Source organism: Achromobacter deleyi (assembly GCF_016127315.1).
Lineage (GTDB): Bacteria > Pseudomonadota > Gammaproteobacteria > Burkholderiales > Burkholderiaceae_B > Achromobacter > Achromobacter insuavis_A.
Genome location: NZ_CP065997.1, coordinates 2,733,256 through 2,750,960 on the forward strand (window position 1 = coordinate 2,733,256; position 17,705 = coordinate 2,750,960).

Annotated in this window: 15 protein-coding genes; 2 read left to right on the plus strand and 13 right to left on the minus strand. The window is 70.9% G+C overall.

Going from position 1 to position 17,705, the window contains the following annotated elements:
* Positions 1 to 3: 3 nt before the first annotated feature.
* The 13 genes from I6I07_RS12245 to I6I07_RS12305 form a co-directional block, all read right to left on the minus strand.
* Positions 4 to 504: an arsenate reductase ArsC gene (locus tag I6I07_RS12245; RefSeq protein ID WP_198486842.1), complete on the minus strand. Its 501-nt coding sequence runs from the start codon at positions 502 to 504 to the stop codon at positions 4 to 6.
* A gap of 15 nt (positions 505 to 519) precedes the next feature.
* A complete protein-coding gene (locus I6I07_RS12250; protein WP_198486843.1) occupies positions 520 to 846 on the minus strand; it encodes an ArsR/SmtB family transcription factor in 327 nt (108 codons plus the stop codon).
* A 73-nt stretch (positions 847 to 919) separates the two neighbouring features.
* On the minus strand, positions 920 to 2,038 hold the full coding sequence (locus tag I6I07_RS12255; RefSeq protein WP_198486844.1) for an acyltransferase family protein: 1,119 nt from the start codon (positions 2,036 to 2,038) through the stop codon (positions 920 to 922).
* 13 nt (positions 2,039 to 2,051) lie between these two features.
* Positions 2,052 to 2,879, minus strand: coding sequence for a class D beta-lactamase (blaOXA, locus tag I6I07_RS12260; protein WP_198486845.1), 828 nt, complete (start codon positions 2,877 to 2,879; stop codon positions 2,052 to 2,054).
* 39 nt (positions 2,880 to 2,918) lie between these two features.
* Complete coding sequence (locus I6I07_RS12265; RefSeq protein ID WP_198486846.1) at positions 2,919 to 4,631, minus strand: M56 family metallopeptidase; 1,713 nt, start codon at positions 4,629 to 4,631, stop codon at positions 2,919 to 2,921.
* Positions 4,628 to 5,017: a BlaI/MecI/CopY family transcriptional regulator gene (locus tag I6I07_RS12270; RefSeq protein ID WP_006391195.1), complete on the minus strand. Its 390-nt coding sequence runs from the start codon at positions 5,015 to 5,017 to the stop codon at positions 4,628 to 4,630. Before I6I07_RS12270 ends, I6I07_RS12265 begins: the two co-directional genes overlap by 4 nt.
* A gap of 102 nt (positions 5,018 to 5,119) precedes the next feature.
* Positions 5,120 to 6,004, minus strand: coding sequence for an ABC transporter permease (locus tag I6I07_RS12275; protein ID WP_198486847.1), 885 nt, complete (start codon positions 6,002 to 6,004; stop codon positions 5,120 to 5,122).
* Positions 6,005 to 6,023: 19 nt separating this feature from the next.
* Entirely contained in the window at positions 6,024 to 7,007 is a 984-nt protein-coding gene (locus tag I6I07_RS12280) for an ABC transporter permease (RefSeq protein WP_198486848.1), read from the minus strand.
* Positions 7,004 to 8,587 (minus strand): ABC transporter substrate-binding protein, encoded by a 1,584-nt coding sequence (locus I6I07_RS12285; protein ID WP_198486849.1) that lies wholly within the window; start codon positions 8,585 to 8,587, stop codon positions 7,004 to 7,006. The genes I6I07_RS12280 and I6I07_RS12285 overlap by 4 nt, the downstream gene beginning before the upstream one ends.
* A gap of 65 nt (positions 8,588 to 8,652) precedes the next feature.
* Positions 8,653 to 10,350 carry a hydantoinase B/oxoprolinase family protein gene (locus I6I07_RS12290; protein ID WP_198486850.1) on the minus strand — a complete coding sequence of 566 codons (1,698 nt, stop codon included), beginning with the start codon at positions 10,348 to 10,350 and terminating at the stop codon, positions 8,653 to 8,655.
* Entirely contained in the window at positions 10,347 to 12,488 is a 2,142-nt protein-coding gene (locus I6I07_RS12295; protein WP_198486851.1) for a hydantoinase/oxoprolinase family protein, read from the minus strand. The genes I6I07_RS12290 and I6I07_RS12295 overlap by 4 nt, the downstream gene beginning before the upstream one ends.
* Positions 12,489 to 12,777: 289 nt before the next feature.
* Positions 12,778 to 13,629, minus strand: coding sequence for a hypothetical protein (locus tag I6I07_RS12300; RefSeq protein WP_198486852.1), 852 nt, complete (start codon positions 13,627 to 13,629; stop codon positions 12,778 to 12,780).
* 17 nt (positions 13,630 to 13,646) lie between these two features.
* A complete protein-coding gene (locus tag I6I07_RS12305; protein ID WP_232626066.1) occupies positions 13,647 to 15,704 on the minus strand; it encodes a PIG-L family deacetylase in 2,058 nt (685 codons plus the stop codon).
* 298 nt (positions 15,705 to 16,002) lie between these two features.
* On the opposite strand from I6I07_RS12305, the gene I6I07_RS12310 reads away from it, so the two are divergent.
* Positions 16,003 to 16,671 (plus strand): RNA polymerase sigma factor, encoded by a 669-nt coding sequence (locus I6I07_RS12310; protein WP_198486854.1) that lies wholly within the window; start codon positions 16,003 to 16,005, stop codon positions 16,669 to 16,671.
* Positions 16,668 to 17,687, plus strand: a complete 1,020-nt coding sequence (locus I6I07_RS12315) for a FecR family protein (protein ID WP_198486855.1) — start codon at positions 16,668 to 16,670, stop codon at positions 17,685 to 17,687. The genes I6I07_RS12310 and I6I07_RS12315 overlap by 4 nt, the downstream gene beginning before the upstream one ends.
* Positions 17,688 to 17,705: the final 18 nt, after the last annotated feature.

Below are 17,705 nucleotides of genomic sequence, written 5' to 3' on the forward strand. Positions count from 1 at the left end.
GGTCTACTCGCGCGTATTGCCGATGCCGCGCAGTTCGGCCTGCAACGACAGGGCGTCGAGCTTGTCGTGCGGCAGCGACAGGAACAGTTCGATGCGGCGCTTGAGCATGCGCGCCGCGTCATGGAACGCCTTGGCGCGCTCCGCCTCGTTGCCTGCATGGCTGGCCGGGTCCGGCACGCCCCAGTGCGCCGTCAACGGATGTCCGGGCCAGAAGGGGCAGACCTCGCCGGCGGCGTTGTCGCAGACCGTGATGATGAAATCCATCCGCGGCGCGTCGGGCGCGGCGAATTCATCCCAGTTTTTGCTGCGGTAGCCATCGACCGGCAACGAATACGAGGCGAGCGTGGCCAGCGCCAGCGGATGGACCTCGCCCTTGGGCGTGCTGCCGGCGGAATACGCGCGGAAGCGGTCGCCGGCCAGGCCGTTGAGCAACCCCTCGGCCAGGATCGAGCGGGCCGAGTTGCCCGTGCAGAGGAACAGCACGTTGAAGGGGCGGGATGACATGGGGACAACTCCAGTTCAGCAGGTGGTGCAGGCGCCGGGGGTGTTCACTTCGCAGGGTTCGCCCTGGCAGCAGTGTTCGGTGAGATAGCCGAGCAGGCCGTTCATGCGGGCGTAGTCGGCGCGGTAGATCAGGTTGCGGCCCTGTTGTTCGACCGTGACCAGGCCTGCGTGCGCCAGCTCCTTCAAGTGGAAGGAGAGCGCGTTGCGGGCCACGCCGAGCTGCTCGGCCAGCACGCTGGGCGTGAGGCCGGGCAGGCCGGCCACGACCAGCGCGCGGAAGGTGCGCAAGCGTTGCGGATGGGCGAGGGCGCCGAGGGCGGAGACGACATGATCTTCATTCATGATTCGATAATACAACGATTATTGAATCATTGGGTGTTTTTTCGTCGGTATCCGGTCCTGCCCGCGCCATTGGCTAGCGCGGCCCGCCGCGCTCCACCCCGAACCTTCCTCGCAACGCGCGGTTCAACGGCGTCGAGTACCCGCGCGCCACTACCGCGCCCAGCAGGCACGAGCCGATGAAGTAGGCCAGCAGCAGGCCGAGCCGCTCATCTCCGGCGAATTGCGCCGGTGGCAGCCAGACGCGCAGCAGCCCCAGCACCAGCAGGTGCAGCAGGTAGATCTCGTAGCAGTCGCGGCCGCAGCGCCGCAACAGGCGTCGCGCCAGCCCTGGCGGCGCCTGTCGCGCCGTCGTTCCTCCGAGCAGCAGCAGCGCCGTTCCCAGCGCCATCGCGCTGACGCCCAGCACGTTGCTCTGGCTGATCGGCCAGGCCAGGTACAGCGTGGCCATGGCGATGGCGGCCAGCGGCCGCATCAGCGGCCCGTGCAGCGACGGCCAGGGCCGCCGCGGCGACAGCACCGCCGCGCAGCAGCCGATGGCGATGGCGTCGAAGCAGGCGAGATAGCCATAAAGGTACGCTTCGCCGTCGCCCTGGTTGGCAAGGCGGTAGAGCGGGCCGGCCACGATCAGCAGCGCCGCCAGCGCCAGCAGCCGCGCGTCGCGCCGCAGCCACGCGCAGGCCAGCGGAAACAGCAGGTAGAAGGCCATCTCGACCGACAGCGACCACATCACGCCCAGGGCATAGTTGATCCAGCCCGCGCGGATGACCAGCACGTTCATCCAGGCGCCGAGCGCGGCGGCGTTGGTGGTCCAGAGCGAGACCCCGCTGCCCGCGCGGTTGCCGAACAGCGGCAGGCCGGCCAGCGCGAGCGCGTCGACCGCCAGCAGCGTCAGCGCCAGCGTGGGCAGGATCCGCGCCAGGCGCAGCAGCCAGAACGACGCCGGCCGGATGGCGTCCAGCCGGCCCCAGCGCTCGAGCGCGTTGCGAGTGATCAGAAACCCCGAGATGACGAAGAAGATCGTCACGCCGTAGTTGCCGTTGCGCGCGATGGCCTGCGGCAGCGGCCAGCCGGGCAGGCCGGCCAGCAACGTGTCGCGCAGCGGATAGGCGATATTGAAGTGGTGCAGCAGCACCAGCAGGATCGACAGCCCGCGCAGGGTGTCGATGCCGTCATCGCGCGTCTCGGCGTTCATGGTTCGCGCCGGCTTACTTGCGGGGCGCGTCGGCCATGGCGGGCCAATCGCGCATCAGGTCGTCGCGGGCGCGCAGGCCGGCGTTGGGCTTGGTGGCCTGCTCGTCCTGCACCAGGCGGGCGAACACCAGCTGGCGGCCGTCCTTGCGTGCCCAGCCGACGAACCAGCCGTAGGCGTTGGCCGCCGTGTAGACGCCGTTGCTGCCAGGCGAGCCAGTGCCGGTTTTACCGTAGAGGCGCCAGCCGCCGGCTTCGCCGGCGTCGAACAGCGTCTCGGCCAGATCGTAGGCGGCCGGCTTGAGCGGCAATTGCCGGTTGACCAGCTTGCGCAAGAACGCCAGTTGTTCCAACGGAGAAATTCGCAGCGACGAGTTGATCCATGCGCCGTCCAGGCCGTTGTGCTTGCCGGGTTCGCCCGAGGCATCCTCGTTGCCGTAATGGAAGGCCGAGGCATAGCGCTGGAAGCGTTCCTGCCCCAGCGCCCGCGCGGTCAGCTGCGAATACCAGACCACCGAATACTTGATCCAGCGCGCCGGATCCGTGGGCTGGCGCCAGGCGTCGCCGCCCCAGTCGGGGTAGCCGGGCTGGTAGTTCCAGACCGGCGCGTGCGGGCCCGTCAGGATGCCGGCGTCCGCGCCCATCAGGGCGATGGGCAGCTTGAAGGTCGAGGCCGGCGTGTAGCGCGCGGCGCAGGCCTGCTGCGTGCCCTGCTGGTACACGATGCGGCCGTCGGCGGCGTCGGCCACCACGGTGCACAGGACGGCCGCCTGGGCGGGGGCTCCGGCCAGCGCGGACAGGGAAAGGGCTGCGCCGAGGGCGCACGAAGAGAGTCGAACGGTCATGATCGATGAAGCGTGGCGGGGAAAAACGGGGAAAAGCGGTCAGGCGCGATCGGGGTGGCCGTTGAGCAGCACCAGCGTCAGGTCGCGGTCGTCGATGTGGATGCGCATGGCCAGGCAGCGCCCGGCATCGGTCGATGTGCCGGTCTTGGACAGGCGGATGTCCCAGCCCTGCGCGCCGACCAGCGGATTGGTGTTGTGGTAGCGGAGCCGGTTGCCGGCCGTGTCGACCGTTTCGGCGAGCGCGGTGGTGTCGCGGGCGATCTGCGGATAGGCCGCGGCCGCGCCGACGATGCGGCCGATGTCGGCGGCGCTGGCGCGATTGGCGTTCGACAGTCCGGTCGGCTCTTCCAGCGTGGTGTGCTCCAGGCGCAGCGCGACGGTCTTGCGCTGCAGGGCCTGGGCGAAGGCCGCCTCGCCGCCGGGGTAGGTGCGCGCCAGCGCGTGGGCGGCACGGTTGTCCGAGGCCATCAGCGCCAGCTTGAGCAGCGTGTCCAGCGTCACGCTGGCGCCGACCGGCAGCGGCGACGCGGCGCCGGCGGCGGTGGCGCGCGCGTCGCGCTCGTCGATGCGCACGGTGCGCGACAGGTCGGGCGCCGCGTCCAGCACCACCATGGCGGTCATCAGTTTGGTCAGCGACGCGATCGGCACGGCGTCGTGTTCGGCGCGGCCGAGCAGCGTGGCGCCGGAGCGGCTATCCAGCAACAGCACGTGCGCGGCGCCGCTGGCCTCGATCAGCGCCTGGACGCCCGGCAGCCGCGCCAGCAGGCGTTGCGCTTCCTGTGCGGACAGCGGCTGTGCCGGCCCGGCCGTCAGCGCCGACCAGGCGCCGAAGCCCGCCAGCGCGCAGGACAGCGCCAGCACCGGCAGGGCCACCGCGCGCCGGGCGCACAGCGTATCGGGGCGCACCAGGCGGCGGATGCGGTCGAGCAATTCACCGTCGCGGGCGCCGGGCGCCACCGGCACCGGTACGCCAGCGCCGGCGTTTTCCAGGGCGTGCAGCGCGCGCGCCAGCGGCATGGGGTCGCCGATCAGGGTCGCGGCCATCTGGTCGGCGATGCGTTCGCGCTCGATCCGCAGGCGGCGCGACAGCCACCAGATCGACGGATGGAAGAACAGCAGCACCTCGGCCGCATGCTGCAGCAGGTTCACCAGGTAGTCGTGGCGCCGCACGTGGGCCAGCTCATGCGCCAGCAGCGCGGCCAGCAGGTCCGCCGGCATGCCGGTGACGAGCGAGGCCGGCACCAGGATCACCGGCTTGAGCCAGCCGGCGGTGACCGGCGTGGACAGGTGACGCACCACGCGCAGGCCGACCGAGCGCGACAGCCGCAGGTGGCGCGCCATGTCCGCCACGCGGGTTTGCCAGGCGGCATCGTTCCAGGGTTCGCTGGCGCGCAGCACGCCGCGCAGCCAGCCCAGTCCCAGCAGCACCCGCAGCGCCGCGAGCGCGCTGCCGGCCAGCCAGGCCAGCGCCAGCCACAGCGGCCAGGCCGTGGCGGCCGCATCCGCCGCTGACGCGGCCGCGGCGGGCATAGGCGCCGGCAGGCCGCGCCAGGCCAGCGCCACGTCGGTCACGCCGATGCCCACGCCGGCGAACAATGCCGCGCCCAGCAGCGCATAGCGCAGCCGGGCATCGTCGGGACGCGTCAGCGACAGCAGCGCCAGCGTGGCGGCGTGCAGGCACAGGATTTTCCAGGCCACCGCCGGCAGGCTGCCGCCGAGGGTCCAGGCCGTGGCGAGCAGGAAGTCGGTCACAGCTTGCCGTCGCGCAGCAGGGCTTCGATTTCCGCGCGCTCTTTCTTGCTGACGTGGCCTTCGCGCAGGGCGGCCAGCACCAGCGCCTTGCCGGAGCCGGCGAAGGCCTTGCCGATCAGGTCCTTGACCAGCCCGCCCTGCGTCGCCTTCTGGCTCTGGGCGGCGGCATAGACGTGCGAGCGTTCGCTTTCATCGCGCGTGAGCAGGCCCTTGCCGTGCATGATCTGCATCAGCCGCAGCACGTTGGCGTAGGTCAGGCTGTCGCGCCCGGCCGCCATCGCGGCGTGGACCTGCTTGACGGTGGCGGGGCCGGTTTCCCAAAGCGCCTGCAATACGTCGAGTTCGGCGCTGGTCGGCTTGGCGCCGGCGGGTGGGTTGGAGGTCATGAAGAAAAGGAAGTCGACAAAAGACCGATCTAGAATAAATGTTCTAGAATAGTTTGTCTACTTCCGCTTCTTGCCGCATGGGAGCGGCGCGTCGGCCGGGCTTCAGCGCGACAGACGGGGGTTGAACGCGTCGTTCAGCGCATCGCCCAGCAGGTTCAGCGACAGCACCGTCAGGATGATGGACACGCCCGGCAGCGCCGCCAGGTACCAGGCGGTGCGCAGCATCTCGCGGGCGTCGCCGATCATGCTGCCCCACGACACGGCGTTGGGATCGCCCATGTTCATGAAGGACAGCGCCGATTCCATCAGGATGGCGTTGGCCACCAGCACCGAGGTCGTCACGATCACCGGCGGCAGCGCGTTCGGCAGGATCTCGCGCAGCGCGATGCGGGCATGGCTGAAGCCCAGGCTGCGCGCCGCCTGCACGAATTCGGATTCGCGCAGGGTGCGGAATTCGGCCCGCACCAGCCGCGCCACCACCGGCCAGGAGGCCACGCCGATCGACAACGCGATCACCGTCACCGAGGGCCGCGCGATCGCCACGATGACCACCACCAGCAAGAAGGCGGGAATGGTCTGCAACAGCTCGGTCACGCGCATCAGCGCCACGTCGACCCAGCCGCCGAAATAGCCGGCCGCCGCGCCGATGGCGATGCCGATCACCAGGCTCAGCAATGCCGCGGTGACGCCCACCGTCAGCGACACGCGCGCGCCATGGGCCAGGCCGGCGGCCACGTCGCGGCCCATGGTGTCGGTGCCGAGCCAGAACTCGTGGTCCTGCCCGGGCCACAGGATGGGCGGCCCCACCATGTCGAGCGGGTCGTGCGGAAAGACCCAGGGCGCGGTGAGCGCGGCCAGCAGGATCAGGAGCAGCAGCAACGCGCCGGCCACGGCGGCCGGGTTGGCCAGCAGTCGGCCCAGCGCGCCGCGGCGCAGCCGGGGCAGGGGGGCGGAGGGCGCCGGCGCGGAAGCGGATTGAGCGGTCATGGCGAATCAGAAAAAAAGGTCAGCGCACGCGGATGCGCGGGTCAAGCAGGGTCTGCAGCAGGTCGACGACGATATTGGCCACGATCACCAGCAGCGACGACAGCACCAGGATGCCCAGCAGCACCACGTAGTCGCGCGCCATCACGGACTCGTAAGCCAGGCGGCCCAGGCCGGGCCAGCTGAACACCGTCTCCACCACCACGGCGCCGCCCAGCAGGGTGCCGACGTTCAGGCCGGCCACGGTGGTGACCGGGATGAGCGCGTTGCGCAGCACGTGGCGCAGCGCCACCGCGCGCGGCGTCAGGCCCTTGGCGTGGGCGGTGCGCACGAAGTCCTGGCGGTTCACCTCCAGCATCGAGGCGCGCGTCAGGCGGGCGAAGATGGCGACGTAGAAGCCGGTCAGCGCCAGCGTCGGCAGCACCAGGTGGCGCGCCACGTCCAGCGCATGGGCCCAGCCGGTGGCGCCCGAGCCGATGGTGGACACGCCGCCGGGCGGCAGCCAGCCCAGCTTGACCGACAGCAGGATGATGGCCATCAGCCCGAGCCAGAAGCCGGGCGTGGAATACAGCAGCAGCGCCGCCAGCGATAGCACGCGATCGAGCCAGCGGCCGGCGAAACTGGCCATGACCGCGCCCAACGCGATGCCGGCCGCCAGCGCGCAGGCGAGCGCGCTGCCCATCAGCAGCACGGTGTTGCCCAGGCGGCTGAAGATCAGCTCGGACACCGGCAGGTTGTAGCGCGGCGACACGCCCAGGTTGAGCGTGGCCAGGTCGCGCAGGTAGGCGCCCAGCTGCTGCAGCACCGGCTGGTCCAGCCCGAAGTGGCTGCGCAGCGCCGCCATGCTGGCCTCGGTGGCCGAGCCGGACTCGGCCGCGATCACGTCGGCGGCGTCGCCCGGCACGGCCTGCAGCAGGAAGAAGCTCAGCAGCACCACGCCGATCACGGTCGGCACTGCCTGCAGCAGCGACCGTCCCAGGACGCGCAGGGAACGGGAGGCGCTCATTGCAGATAGACGTCGGCCAGGTTGGATTCCACTCCGTCGGCCGTCAGCGAGTGGTCATGCACGCGCTGGTTGGCGATGGTGATGAACTCCGGCTGGTACAGGTTAAGGTCGGGCACTTCGCGCGCCACGATCTGCTGGAACTCCTTGAACAGCTGCACGCGGCGGGCCGGATCGTTCTCGACCGCGGCGGCCTCCAGCAACTGGTCCACCTTCGGGTTCTGGTAGTGCGTGCCGTTCGAGAACGGCACGCCCTTGATGAAGTTCTTCGACCAGTACAGCCGCTGCACGCCGACGGTGGGGTCGAACAGGTTGCTGGCGCCGTTGGTGGTGAAGGCGAAGTCGCGGTCGGTGTAGACGCGCTTGATGAAGGCCGAGGCGTCCTGCGCCCGCACCGTCACCGCGATGCCGACGCGCGCCAGCGTGGTGCGCAGGTAGTCGGCCAGGCGCGGGCCGTCGGCGCCGATCGGGTTGTAGTCCAGCGTCACGCGAAAGCGCACGCCGTCGGCGCCCTTGGGATAGCCGGCCTCGTCCAGCAAGGCATTGGCGCGCTTGAGGTCGAAGGGGTAGGGCGTGGGCGCCGGGTCGTTGTAGGTCTTCAGGCCCGGCGCGATGGGCGAATACGCCACCTGGCCGACGCCGTAGTTCACCACCTTCAGGATGACGTTGCGGTCGATGGCGTGGGCCACCGCCTGGCGCACCTTCTCGTTCTTGAAGTGCGGGTCGTCCAGGTTGAATTCCAGGCGCGTGACGTTGTACGAGTAGCTGTTGCCCTTGGTCTCGAAGCGCAGCGACGGCACCGCCTTCAGGCGCGCCAGATCGGCCAGCGGCACCGGAGTGCGGTAGCCCAGGTCGGCGGTGCCGGTCTCGAAGGCGATGGCCGCCGCCGCCGGGTCGGCGACGATGCGCACGATCAGGCGGTCGATGTAGGGCTTGGGCTTGTCCCAGTAGTCGGGGTTGCGTTCGTAGACGATGTGGCTGCCGCGCACCCATTCCTTGAACTTGTACGGGCCGGTGCCGATCGGCGCCGAGGTGGCCGGGTTGGTCAGCGGATCGGTGCCTTCGTAGATGTGCTTGGGGATGATCGGCGTTTCCGTGGCGACGAACGCGCGGATCAGGTAGGGCGCCGGCTTGGACAGGCGCAGCACCACGGTGTGGTCGTCCGGCGTCTCGATGGCGGTGACGTTGGCGAAGGTGTTGCGGCCGCGCGGATGGATCTTCTTGAGCAGCTCGATGGAGAAGGCCACGTCCGCCGCCGTGAACGGCTTGCCGTCATGCCACTTGACGCCCTGGCGCAGCGTGAAGGTGTACACGGTGCCGTCGGGGCTGATGTTCCAGGCGGTGGCCAGCTGCGGTTCGGGATTCAGGTCGTAGTCGTACTTGAGCAGGCCTTCGGTGACCTTGGCGCTGACGCTGAGGATCGGCGTGGCGACGTTGCCCACGGTGACGAGCGCGGTGGGTTCGGACGGCAGCAGCAGCGTCAGCGTGCCGCCGCGGGTGGGTTCCGCATGGGTGTACGGGCTGGCGGCCAGCAGCAGGCCGGCAAGGGTCAGGCTGAGGAAGGAACGGCGGGTTGGCTTCATGATCGTCGGGTAGGGGAATGAGGTGGGCCCCGGGACGCGCCCGGGGCGTCTGGGAAGGCAGGCGCTCAGGCGCCGCCCTGCTGGTAGGCGTCGGCGGCCTGTTCCGCGCTGACCAGGCCGTAGCGCACGTCGCGTTCGACGCGCGCGGCGTCGCGCCGGGCCGGGTCGCCCAGTCCGCCGCCGCCCGGGGTGTGCACCACCAGGCGTTCGCCGGCCGGCACCAGTTGGCGGCCCTTGGCGCGCAGGCTCGGGCCGGAGGCCAGCCCCAGCGCGCCGCCGGCGCCGGCCTGTCCGCCGAGCGCGCCGCGGGCCGGATGCACCACGCGGTCGAAGGCGGCGGCGATGATCATGGCCGCCTGCGGATCGGCGTGGCGCACGACGATGGTCTGGCCGAGGCCGCCGCGCACGGCGCCCGGGCCGCCCGAGTCCGCGCGGTATTCCTTTTGCTCGAACACCAGCGGATTGGCGCTTTCCAGGATTTCCAGCGACACGTTGCGCACGCCGCTGGGGTACGAGGTGACGGACAGCCCGTCCTTGCCGGGCCGCGCGCCGGTGCCGCCGGTGGAAAAGCTCACCGCGTTGAAGCGCGGGCCGGCCAGCAGCGCCTGCTGTTCTTCCTGCGTGGCGCCGGCCAGCGGCTCGCCGCCGACCAGGTGCAGGTTCCACAGCGACGAGGCGCCCTCGGCCGGCACCTGGTCGGGCCTTGCCTGGCGCAGCGCGCCGAACACGGCGTCGGGCAGCAGCTGGCCGATGATGTGGCGCGCCGTCACCGCGGCCGGGAAGCGAGCGTTCAGGATCGAGCCTTCCGGCGCCGCCACCTCCACCAGCGACAGCGAGCCGGCGTTGTTGGGCACGTCGGCGCCGATCAGGCAGCGGATGCCGAACGAGGTGTAGGCGTCGGTGTACGCCTTGACCACGTTGATGCCGCGCGCCACGCTGGGCGAGGTGCCGTCGAAGTCCACCAGGATCTTGCCATCCCGTACCGTCACGCTGGCCTGCAGCGTGATGGGCGCGTCGTAGCCGTCGATCACCAGCGTGTTGTGCCAGGTGCCTTGCGGCCATTCGGCGATGGCCTGGCGCATGGCTTGCGCCGATTGCTCGATGATGTAGCCGCCCAGCGATTCCAGGTCGGCCAGCTGGAACTCGGTCAGCAGCGACTTCAGGCGGCGCCCGCCGATGTCGTTGCAGGCCACCAGCGCGTACAGGTCGCCCTCGACCTGTTCCGGCTCGCGCACGTTGGCGCGGATGATGGCCAGCACGCCGGGGTCGACCTGGTGCTGGTGGAAGAAGCGCAGGATCGGCAGGAACAGGCCTTCGTGATAGACCTCCAGGCCGTCGGCGCTGCTGCCGATGCCGCCGATGTCGATCACGTGCAGGGTCGAGGCGAACAGCGCCACCAGCGCGCCGTCGTGGAACACCGGCGACACCATGGTCATGTCGAACAGGTGGCCAGTGCCTTTCCACGGGTCGTTGGTCAGCAGCACGTCGCCGTCCTTGAGCGTCTCCGGCGGAAACACCTTGAGGAAGTGCTTGACCGATTCGGCCATGGCGTTGACGTGGCCGGGCGTGCCGGTGACGGCCTGGGCGATCATGCGGCCGTCCGGCAGGAACACGCCGGCCGACAGGTCGCCGGCTTCGCGCGTGGCGGTGCCGAAGGCCGAGCGGATCAGCACCTGGGCCTGTTCTTCCACCACCGACAGCAGGCGGTTCCAGGCCAGCTGGAAGCGGATGCGCTGCTGGGGGGTATGTTGCGGGGCGGTCATGCGGGGTCCTTTGCGGCGCGCGCGGCGGCCGCCTTGATGTCGTCCAGCACCAGCGAGCCGAGCCGGCTGCGCCGCGCCTCGAAGCCCGCGGGCACGAAAGTGGTGGTCTCGTCTTCCACGACCAGCGCGGGGCCGGCGAGCTTCTGCTCGGCGTCGAGCGCCTGGCGTTCGTAGGTCGGCACCTCGATCCAGTCGTTGCGGTCGAAGTCGTAGAGCCGGCGCGTGCCGGCCTGGCGCGCCGCCGTGGCCGGGCCGCTGGCGATGTGGTCCTGCGGCCGCGCGCGGCGCTCGCCGGCCTGGGCGGCGACCGACCAGCTGACGGCCTCGGGCGCCACGTGCGGCAGGCTGCGGCCATACAGCTGGGCGTAACGCTCGGCGAAGGTCGCGCCCAGCCGCGCGCTGGCGGCGGCGTCGAAGGGGCCGTCCGGCAGGTCCACGGCAATCTCGTGGCCCTGGCCGCTGTAGCGCATGAAGACCACGCGCTTGTGGTGCAGCGGCGCGTGGGGCGCGGCACGCCGCACCACGATGTCGACCCCGGCGGTCAGTTCGTCCAGCAGGCGCTGCACCGCGGCATGGTCGATGTCGGCCAGGCGCTGGTGGAAGCTGCGCACCGCCTGGTAGGCGATCGGCGCCCACAGGAAGCCCACGGCCGAACCGACGCCCGCCGATTCCGGGATGATGACGCGGCCGATGCCGAGCTTGCGCGCCAGGCCGGCGGCATGCAGCGGGGCGGCGCCGCCGAAGGCGATCAGGGTGTGTTCCTCGGCCGCCTTGCCCAGCTCCGAGGCGTGCACGCGGGCGGCGTTGGCCATGTTCTCGCTGACCACCTCGATGATGGCCTGGGCGGCCTGCGGCGCTTCCAGCCCGGCCTGGCCGGCCAGGTGCGCCTGGATCGCCTGCCGCGCCAGTTCCGGCTGCAGACTGACCTTGCCGACCGCGAAGCGTTCGGGCGTGACGGTGCCGATCAGCGCATGGGCGTCGGTGACGGTGGGCAGTTCGCCGCCGTTGCCATAGGCGGCGGGTCCGGGCGACGAGCCGGCGCTGTCCGGGCCGACTTGCACCACGCCCAGGTGATTGACGCGCGCGATCGAGCCGCCGCCGGCGCCGATCTCCACCATCTCGATCACCGGAATGCGGATCGGCAGGCCCGAGCCTTTCAGGTGGCGGTGCACGCGGCCGAATTCGAAGCTGCGGCTGACCTGCGGCTCGAAGTCGTCGATGTAGCAGATCTTGGCGGTGGTGCCGCCCATGTCGAACGACAGCGCGCGCGCCGTGCCGGTCTGTTCGGCGATGTGCTGGGCCAGGATCGCGCCGCCGGCCGGGCCGGATTCCACCAGCCGCACCGGTTCGTCGATGCCGGTCTGCAAGGTGGCGATGGCGCCGCCCGAGGTCATCAGGAACGGCTCGTCGCGCAGCCCGCGTTGGCGCGCGGCCTCGTTCAGGCGGCGCAGGTAGCCGGACACCTGCGGCTGCACGTAGGCGTTGGCGCTGACGGTGGACAGGCGCGGATATTCGCGGATCTCGGCGCAGACGTCGGAGGACAGCGACACCCACAGCTGCGGCGCGTGTTGCTTCAGCAGTTCGCGGATGCGGCGTTCATGGCCGGGGTGGGCATAGCTGTGCAGCAGGCACACCGCCACGCTCTCGATGCCGGCGCGGGTCAGCTCGCCGGCCAGCGCGACCACCTGGGCCTCGTCCAGCGGCGTCAGCACCTGGCCATGCGCATCGACGCGCTCGGTGACGCCATGGCGCCAGGGGCGCGGCACCAGCGGTTCCGGCTTGTCCAGGAAGATGTCGTACTGCGCGAAGCGGTCTTCCAGGCCGATCTCGACCAGGTCGCGAAAGCCCGCGGTCGTCAGCAGCGCGGTGCGGGCGCCCTTGCGTTCGATCAGCGCGTTGGTGGCCAGCGTGGTGCCCAGGATCAGCAGGTCGACCCGCGGCCACGCCAGGCCGGCCTGGCCGAGCAGCTCTTCGATGCCTTGCAGCACGGCGGTTTCGGGCGCGTCGGGCGTGGTCAGCAGCTTGGCGGACCAGCGTCGCGGTTCCTGTTCGAGGACGATATCGGTGAACGTGCCGCCGACATCGACGGCAACGCGCACCGGCGCCGTCGAGGCGGACTCAGAGGGGGAGTGGGACATGTGGGCAGGGAAGGAAAAAGCGGAGGAGGTCACGCGGGGCGCCGCCAGGCGGGGCTTTGCAAAAGACCGATCCTAAGCAGTCAGGGCGGCTGCCAGAAGGATGTTTTTCGCATGTCGATATGCGGATTTCGTGCCAGCCGGCCTTGGCGCCGGGTAATCTGGCAATCGGTGATTTGCTAATCGCCGATCTGTCGTTGCCCGCCGCGCGTCGGGCGGCGTGGCGGCCCCGGCCGCGCGGCACGACGGCGCGATGGCGTCGCTGCGCGCGCGGCGGCCAAGGACGGGCGCCTTATTGCGCGCCGTCGCGGTCCATCGATCGCAATTGCTTTGGAATCTGATAGCGCTGGCCGTCGAATTTCAGCGTGCGCGGCGTCTTGCCCTTGTCGACGACTTTTTCCTCGCAATCGCCGCGGACCACGGCCGCCCGGCTCGACTCGTACGATTCGCTCGTGACGATGTCGCGGTACCCCTGCGTGACCGTGTCGCCCATGGACAGGGTGACGGCGCGGCTGGTGAATCTTCCCGCGCAGTTGGTGTCCCATTCGCCGCCCGAGCGGCTGGCGGTCAAGCCATCCAGCACCATGGCCAGGCCCTTGGGGCCGATGTCGAACAGGCGCAGGCTGGTCTCGTCGAAGGGGTTGGCGCGCGAGGCGCCGACGCGGGAGATGCGCAGGCCGAAGGCGCGGCGGCCGGGCGCGAGGTCGTAGCGGGCGGTGTCGAAGGCCACGTTGGTCAGGCGTATCGCATCGTCCGACATCAGTCCTTCCAGCCGGATGTCGTGGCGGATTTTCAGGGAGGAGCCGTCCAGCACCAGGATGCGCAGGTCGCCCGCGTGGCCATCGTCTGGGTTCGGCGTGTCCTGCATCAGCGGAATCGCCGCCAGCAGAAGGCCCGGCTGGGCCGGCCAGGTCTTGCACGTCACGGCGAAGGGTTCGCCGTAGTCGGCGTCGGCGATGCGGATGACGATATTGTCGTGTCCCAGGCGGAGGTTGCCTTCGTTATCGGGGGCGGGCGCCTCGGGGTAGGCCACATGCACGATGGCCGCGGCCTGCGGGCAGGCGTCACGGGCGGCCTGCGCGGCGCCGGGGACGAGCCAGGCGGCCAGCGCCAGCGGCGCGGCCAGGACCAGATGACGGATCATGAGGGGGATCTCTTGGTTTATTGCACGTGGGTGGGCGTGGCGGCGCGCGAGGCCTGCGTGGGCAGCGCTTCCTGCGTCAGGGTGCCGGGATCGGTGGCGGACGGGCGCACCACGACCGCGTTCTGGGCGTCGTTGGCGCCCAGCTTGGGCAGGTCGGCGGGCCGCGCGGCCAGGGTCGCGAACGGGCCGCCGCCGGTGGCGGGCATGCCGTCCAGCGTCAGGCTGGCCGCCCAGACGCCGTCGCGGCGCGACAGCACCAGGTAGCGCTGGGGGCCGCCGGCCATGCGCGCGACCACGTACAAGGTGCCGTCGATGAGGTGCAAGGCCGGCGGCGAGGCGGCCGCGGCGTCGAGCCTGGCCGGCTTGCCGTGTTCGACCAGCCAGAGCGGCCCGTCGGCGCGTTCCAGGATCGCCACGATCACATTGCCCTGCGCATCGGCGTCGATGGCGGGGCGGCCGATGTAGGGCACGCCCAGGTCGGTCGGCGTGCTCCACTCCATGTCCAGGTCGGTGGTGTCGCCGGCTTCTTCCAGCCGCGTCAGGTGGTTGTTGGCGCGCTGGCGGAAATAGAGTTCGACGCGGTGCTCGTGGTTGCGGATCGCGGCCAGCCCGCCGGCGGCCTGGGGCGCCTGCACGCGGCGCCAGGAATGCCACTCGGGGCGCTGGCCCTTGCGGGCCGGCAACTGGCGCGTGTAGAACAGCTGGCCGCCGCCGGCCGACGCGAACACGATGTAGCGGCCGTCGTCGCCGCGCACGACCGCGGGCGCGCCGGTGGCGCCGTCCAGTGGCGGCAGGCTTTGCCACGGGGCCCAGCTGCCGTCGATCCCGGACGGCGCGATCCAGTGCAGCAGGCCGTCGTAGCCGAGCGCCACCGCGGCGGCCTCGCCGCGCGGCGCCACGGCCGGGATCTGGCTGACGCGCACGCCGGCCAGAGGCTGCCAGCCCTGCCAGGTGCCGTCGTGGCGCTGCTTGTTGGCCCACACGCCGCCCAGGGGGTCGCGCGCCATCAGTCCGGCGGTGCCGTCGGCGTGGCCGAACGTGACCAGCGGGCCGCCGGTGCGGCCGCCCAGGCTCTGCCAGCGGCGCTGGCCCGCGTCCCAGCGGTTGGCGGCCGCGTTGGTCTCGCCGGCGGCGAACACCACCAGGCCGTTGCGGCCGTCCGGATAGATCTGCGGCGGCATGTCCTGGCGCGAGACGTAGTATGCGCGCTGCACCCAGGCGGCCGCGGGGCCGGCGGGCTCCTTGCAGCCGGTCGGGCCGGCGCAATAGTGGTAGTCGTTCCAGGCGTAGTGCTGGAAGATCATCGATTTGCTGGCGATCTCGTTGTCGGCGAGGTTGCTGGCGCGTTCCTGGCTGGGGTAGTCGATGTAGCCGATCTCGGCGTAGTTGCCGGGCGCGCGCACCATGGCCGCGCGCACCAGCCGCGCGCTGGCGATATGGTCGGGGTGCCCGTGACCGGCGCAGCGCCAGCACAGCTGCGTGTAAGGCACGCTGATGGTGTCGTCCAGGTGCCGCACCGTGGTCGGCTGGTACTGGCGGATCAGCTCGGCCAGGGTGTCGATCAGCTGTTCGCGCGAGTAGACCTCCGGATACGGCCCCAGCGTGTCCACCGTCTGCCCCGGCTCCGATTCGGTGCGGCTCAAGGGCGTCAGGCTGCCCCAGCCCTTGCCCAGCCACGGGTCTTTCAGGCGCAGATGCCACAGCTGCACGCGCGGATTGCCGGACAGGGTGAAACGCGCGATCTGGCGCTGGCCGGCATGGCCGGCGCTTTCCTTCCACAGGTCGGGCTGGTGCGCCATGTAGGCATAGGCCGCGCGCACGCCGCGCTCGCGGCCCAGCATGTAGGCGTCGCCCTCGCCGGCATCGCTGGCGGTCAGGTAGATCACCCGCACGCAGCCGCCCGCGGCGACGTTGGACGCGATGTCCGGATTCATGAACAGCAGGTCGTCATCCAGGTGGGCGACGACGGCCAGATCCTTGATGCCGTTGCATTGCGCCAGGGTGGGAGGCGCGGCGAGCGCGGCGGAACTGGCCAGGCCGGCGAGCAGCAGCGTCCGGCCGATAAAGGAAAGCAAGGTCGTGAGGATCCGCGTCAAAGGGGCGTCGCTCCGATAGGCATGGGGATGAAACTGCCGATTGCGGGCATCTTAGCAAGTCCGATCCAAAGCGCCGGTCACATGGCGATTGAGAATAAATCTCAGTACAATGCGGCGAATTCCAACCCGCCCGCATCGCCTGCCCGCGAATCGCTGGTCAAACCGTCGGCACCGTGTTCATCATTGCCTCCCATCCTTGTCATCAGCGTCCGCTCCCGGCCTGTCCCGGCCGGGGCGGGCCATGCGTGGCACGGGCACGGGCAACGGAGCGCGCGGCATGAGCCGCAACCCCTTGCTGGCGTCCCGCGAGACGGCGCTGCCCGATGAGCCTGGCAACGACAATGACAGTGTCATCGCCAAGGCCTACGCACGCTGGCGGCTGCCGTTGCTGCGCGGACTGGCGCGATTCAAGGGCAGCATCGGCAGCGCCGAGGACGCGCTGCATGATGGCGTCGTCAAATGGGTCGCGGCCAACCCGGCGCTGGATTCCATCGACGAGCAGGGCGCCTATCTGCGCAAGACCGTGCACAACGGCGTGGCGGACGAGTTCCGCGAACGCGAGGCCGGCCGACGCCTGCGCACCGCGTCGTTCGACGAGATCGCCGAGGACGCGCAGGGCTGGGCGGCGGACGAGGCATCCTGCCCGATGCGCGCGGCCGCCCACCAGCAGCGGCTGCAGCGCCTGGCCGAGGCCCTGCGGGAATTGCCCGAGCGCCAGCGCGAGGCCTTCGTGCTGAGCCGCTTCGACGGCTTGACGCAGGATGAAATCGCCGCGCGCATGGACATTTCCCGGCGCATGGTGGTCAAGCACCTGGCGCGCGCCATCGCCTACTGCGAGGTCCGGGTGCACTATGCTACGGTGGCCCAGATGCAGCAGATGCATCGGTTCGCCGCCGCTGACGGCGGGCCGGACAATAACAACAAGAGCGACGCCGCCCCGTCATGACCGATACCGCTTCCTCCGTCCCGCCCGACCTGCTGGCCCTGCATGAGGCGGCGGCCGAATGGCTGGTGCGCCGCCAGGATGCCAGCTGGTCGGCCGCGGACCAGCGCGACCTGGAGGCCTGGCTGGCGGCCGCGCCGGCGCATCGGCAGGCCTACGCGCAGGTGTCGCGCACCTGGCGGGACCTGGCGCAGACCCCCCGGCCGGCGCTGGCATCGGACCGCCCGTCGGCGGCGCCGCGTCGCGCCAGGCGGCCGGGCGGCAGGTTCTGGTTGCCGGGCCCGCCGGCGTTTTCGCGCGCGCTGGTTGCCGCCTGTGCGGCGCTGGCCATCGCCGCGGGCGTGGGCGGATACCACTGGGCCAATACCCCGGACTACGTGCTGGAGGTGCGCACCGTGGCGGGCGAGATGCGCCAGGTGGACCTGCCCGATGGCTCCCATGTCGCCTTGAATTTCGGCAGCACCTTGCAGGTGCGCTACTACCCGGGCCGGCGCGAGGTCGTGCTGGACCAGGGCGAGGGCTTTTTCGAGGTGGCGCCGGACAGCGGCCGCCCCTTCACCGTGGACGCGCGCCAAAGCCGCGTCACGGTGGTGGGCACGGCCTTCGACGTGCGCACCACGCCGGACGAGGTCTTCGTCAAGGTCCTGCATGGCCGGGTGCGGGTGCAACCCGATCGCCACAAGGGCGGCGACGAGCTGTCGCTGGGGGCGGAGCAGGGCGTCGCCGTGGCCGCGGGCGCGACCGCCTACCAAGCGGTGGCCGTCGGGGCCGATGGCATCGGCGGCTGGCGCAATGGCCGCCTGGTGTACCGGCGCACGCCGCTGGCCGAGGTGGCGCAGGAAGTCGCGCAATACCTGGGCAAGCCGGTGACGCTGGGCACGCCGGGGCTGCAGGCCCTGCCGGTCTCGGGCTTTGCCGCCACCAACGCGCCGGCGGCGTTCCTGGAAGCCTTGCCCGACCTGCTGCCGGTGCGGGTGGCGCGCACGGCCGACGGCGGCTACCTGATCCAGCCCCGTTGAGCGGCCGCGCGCCGCCTG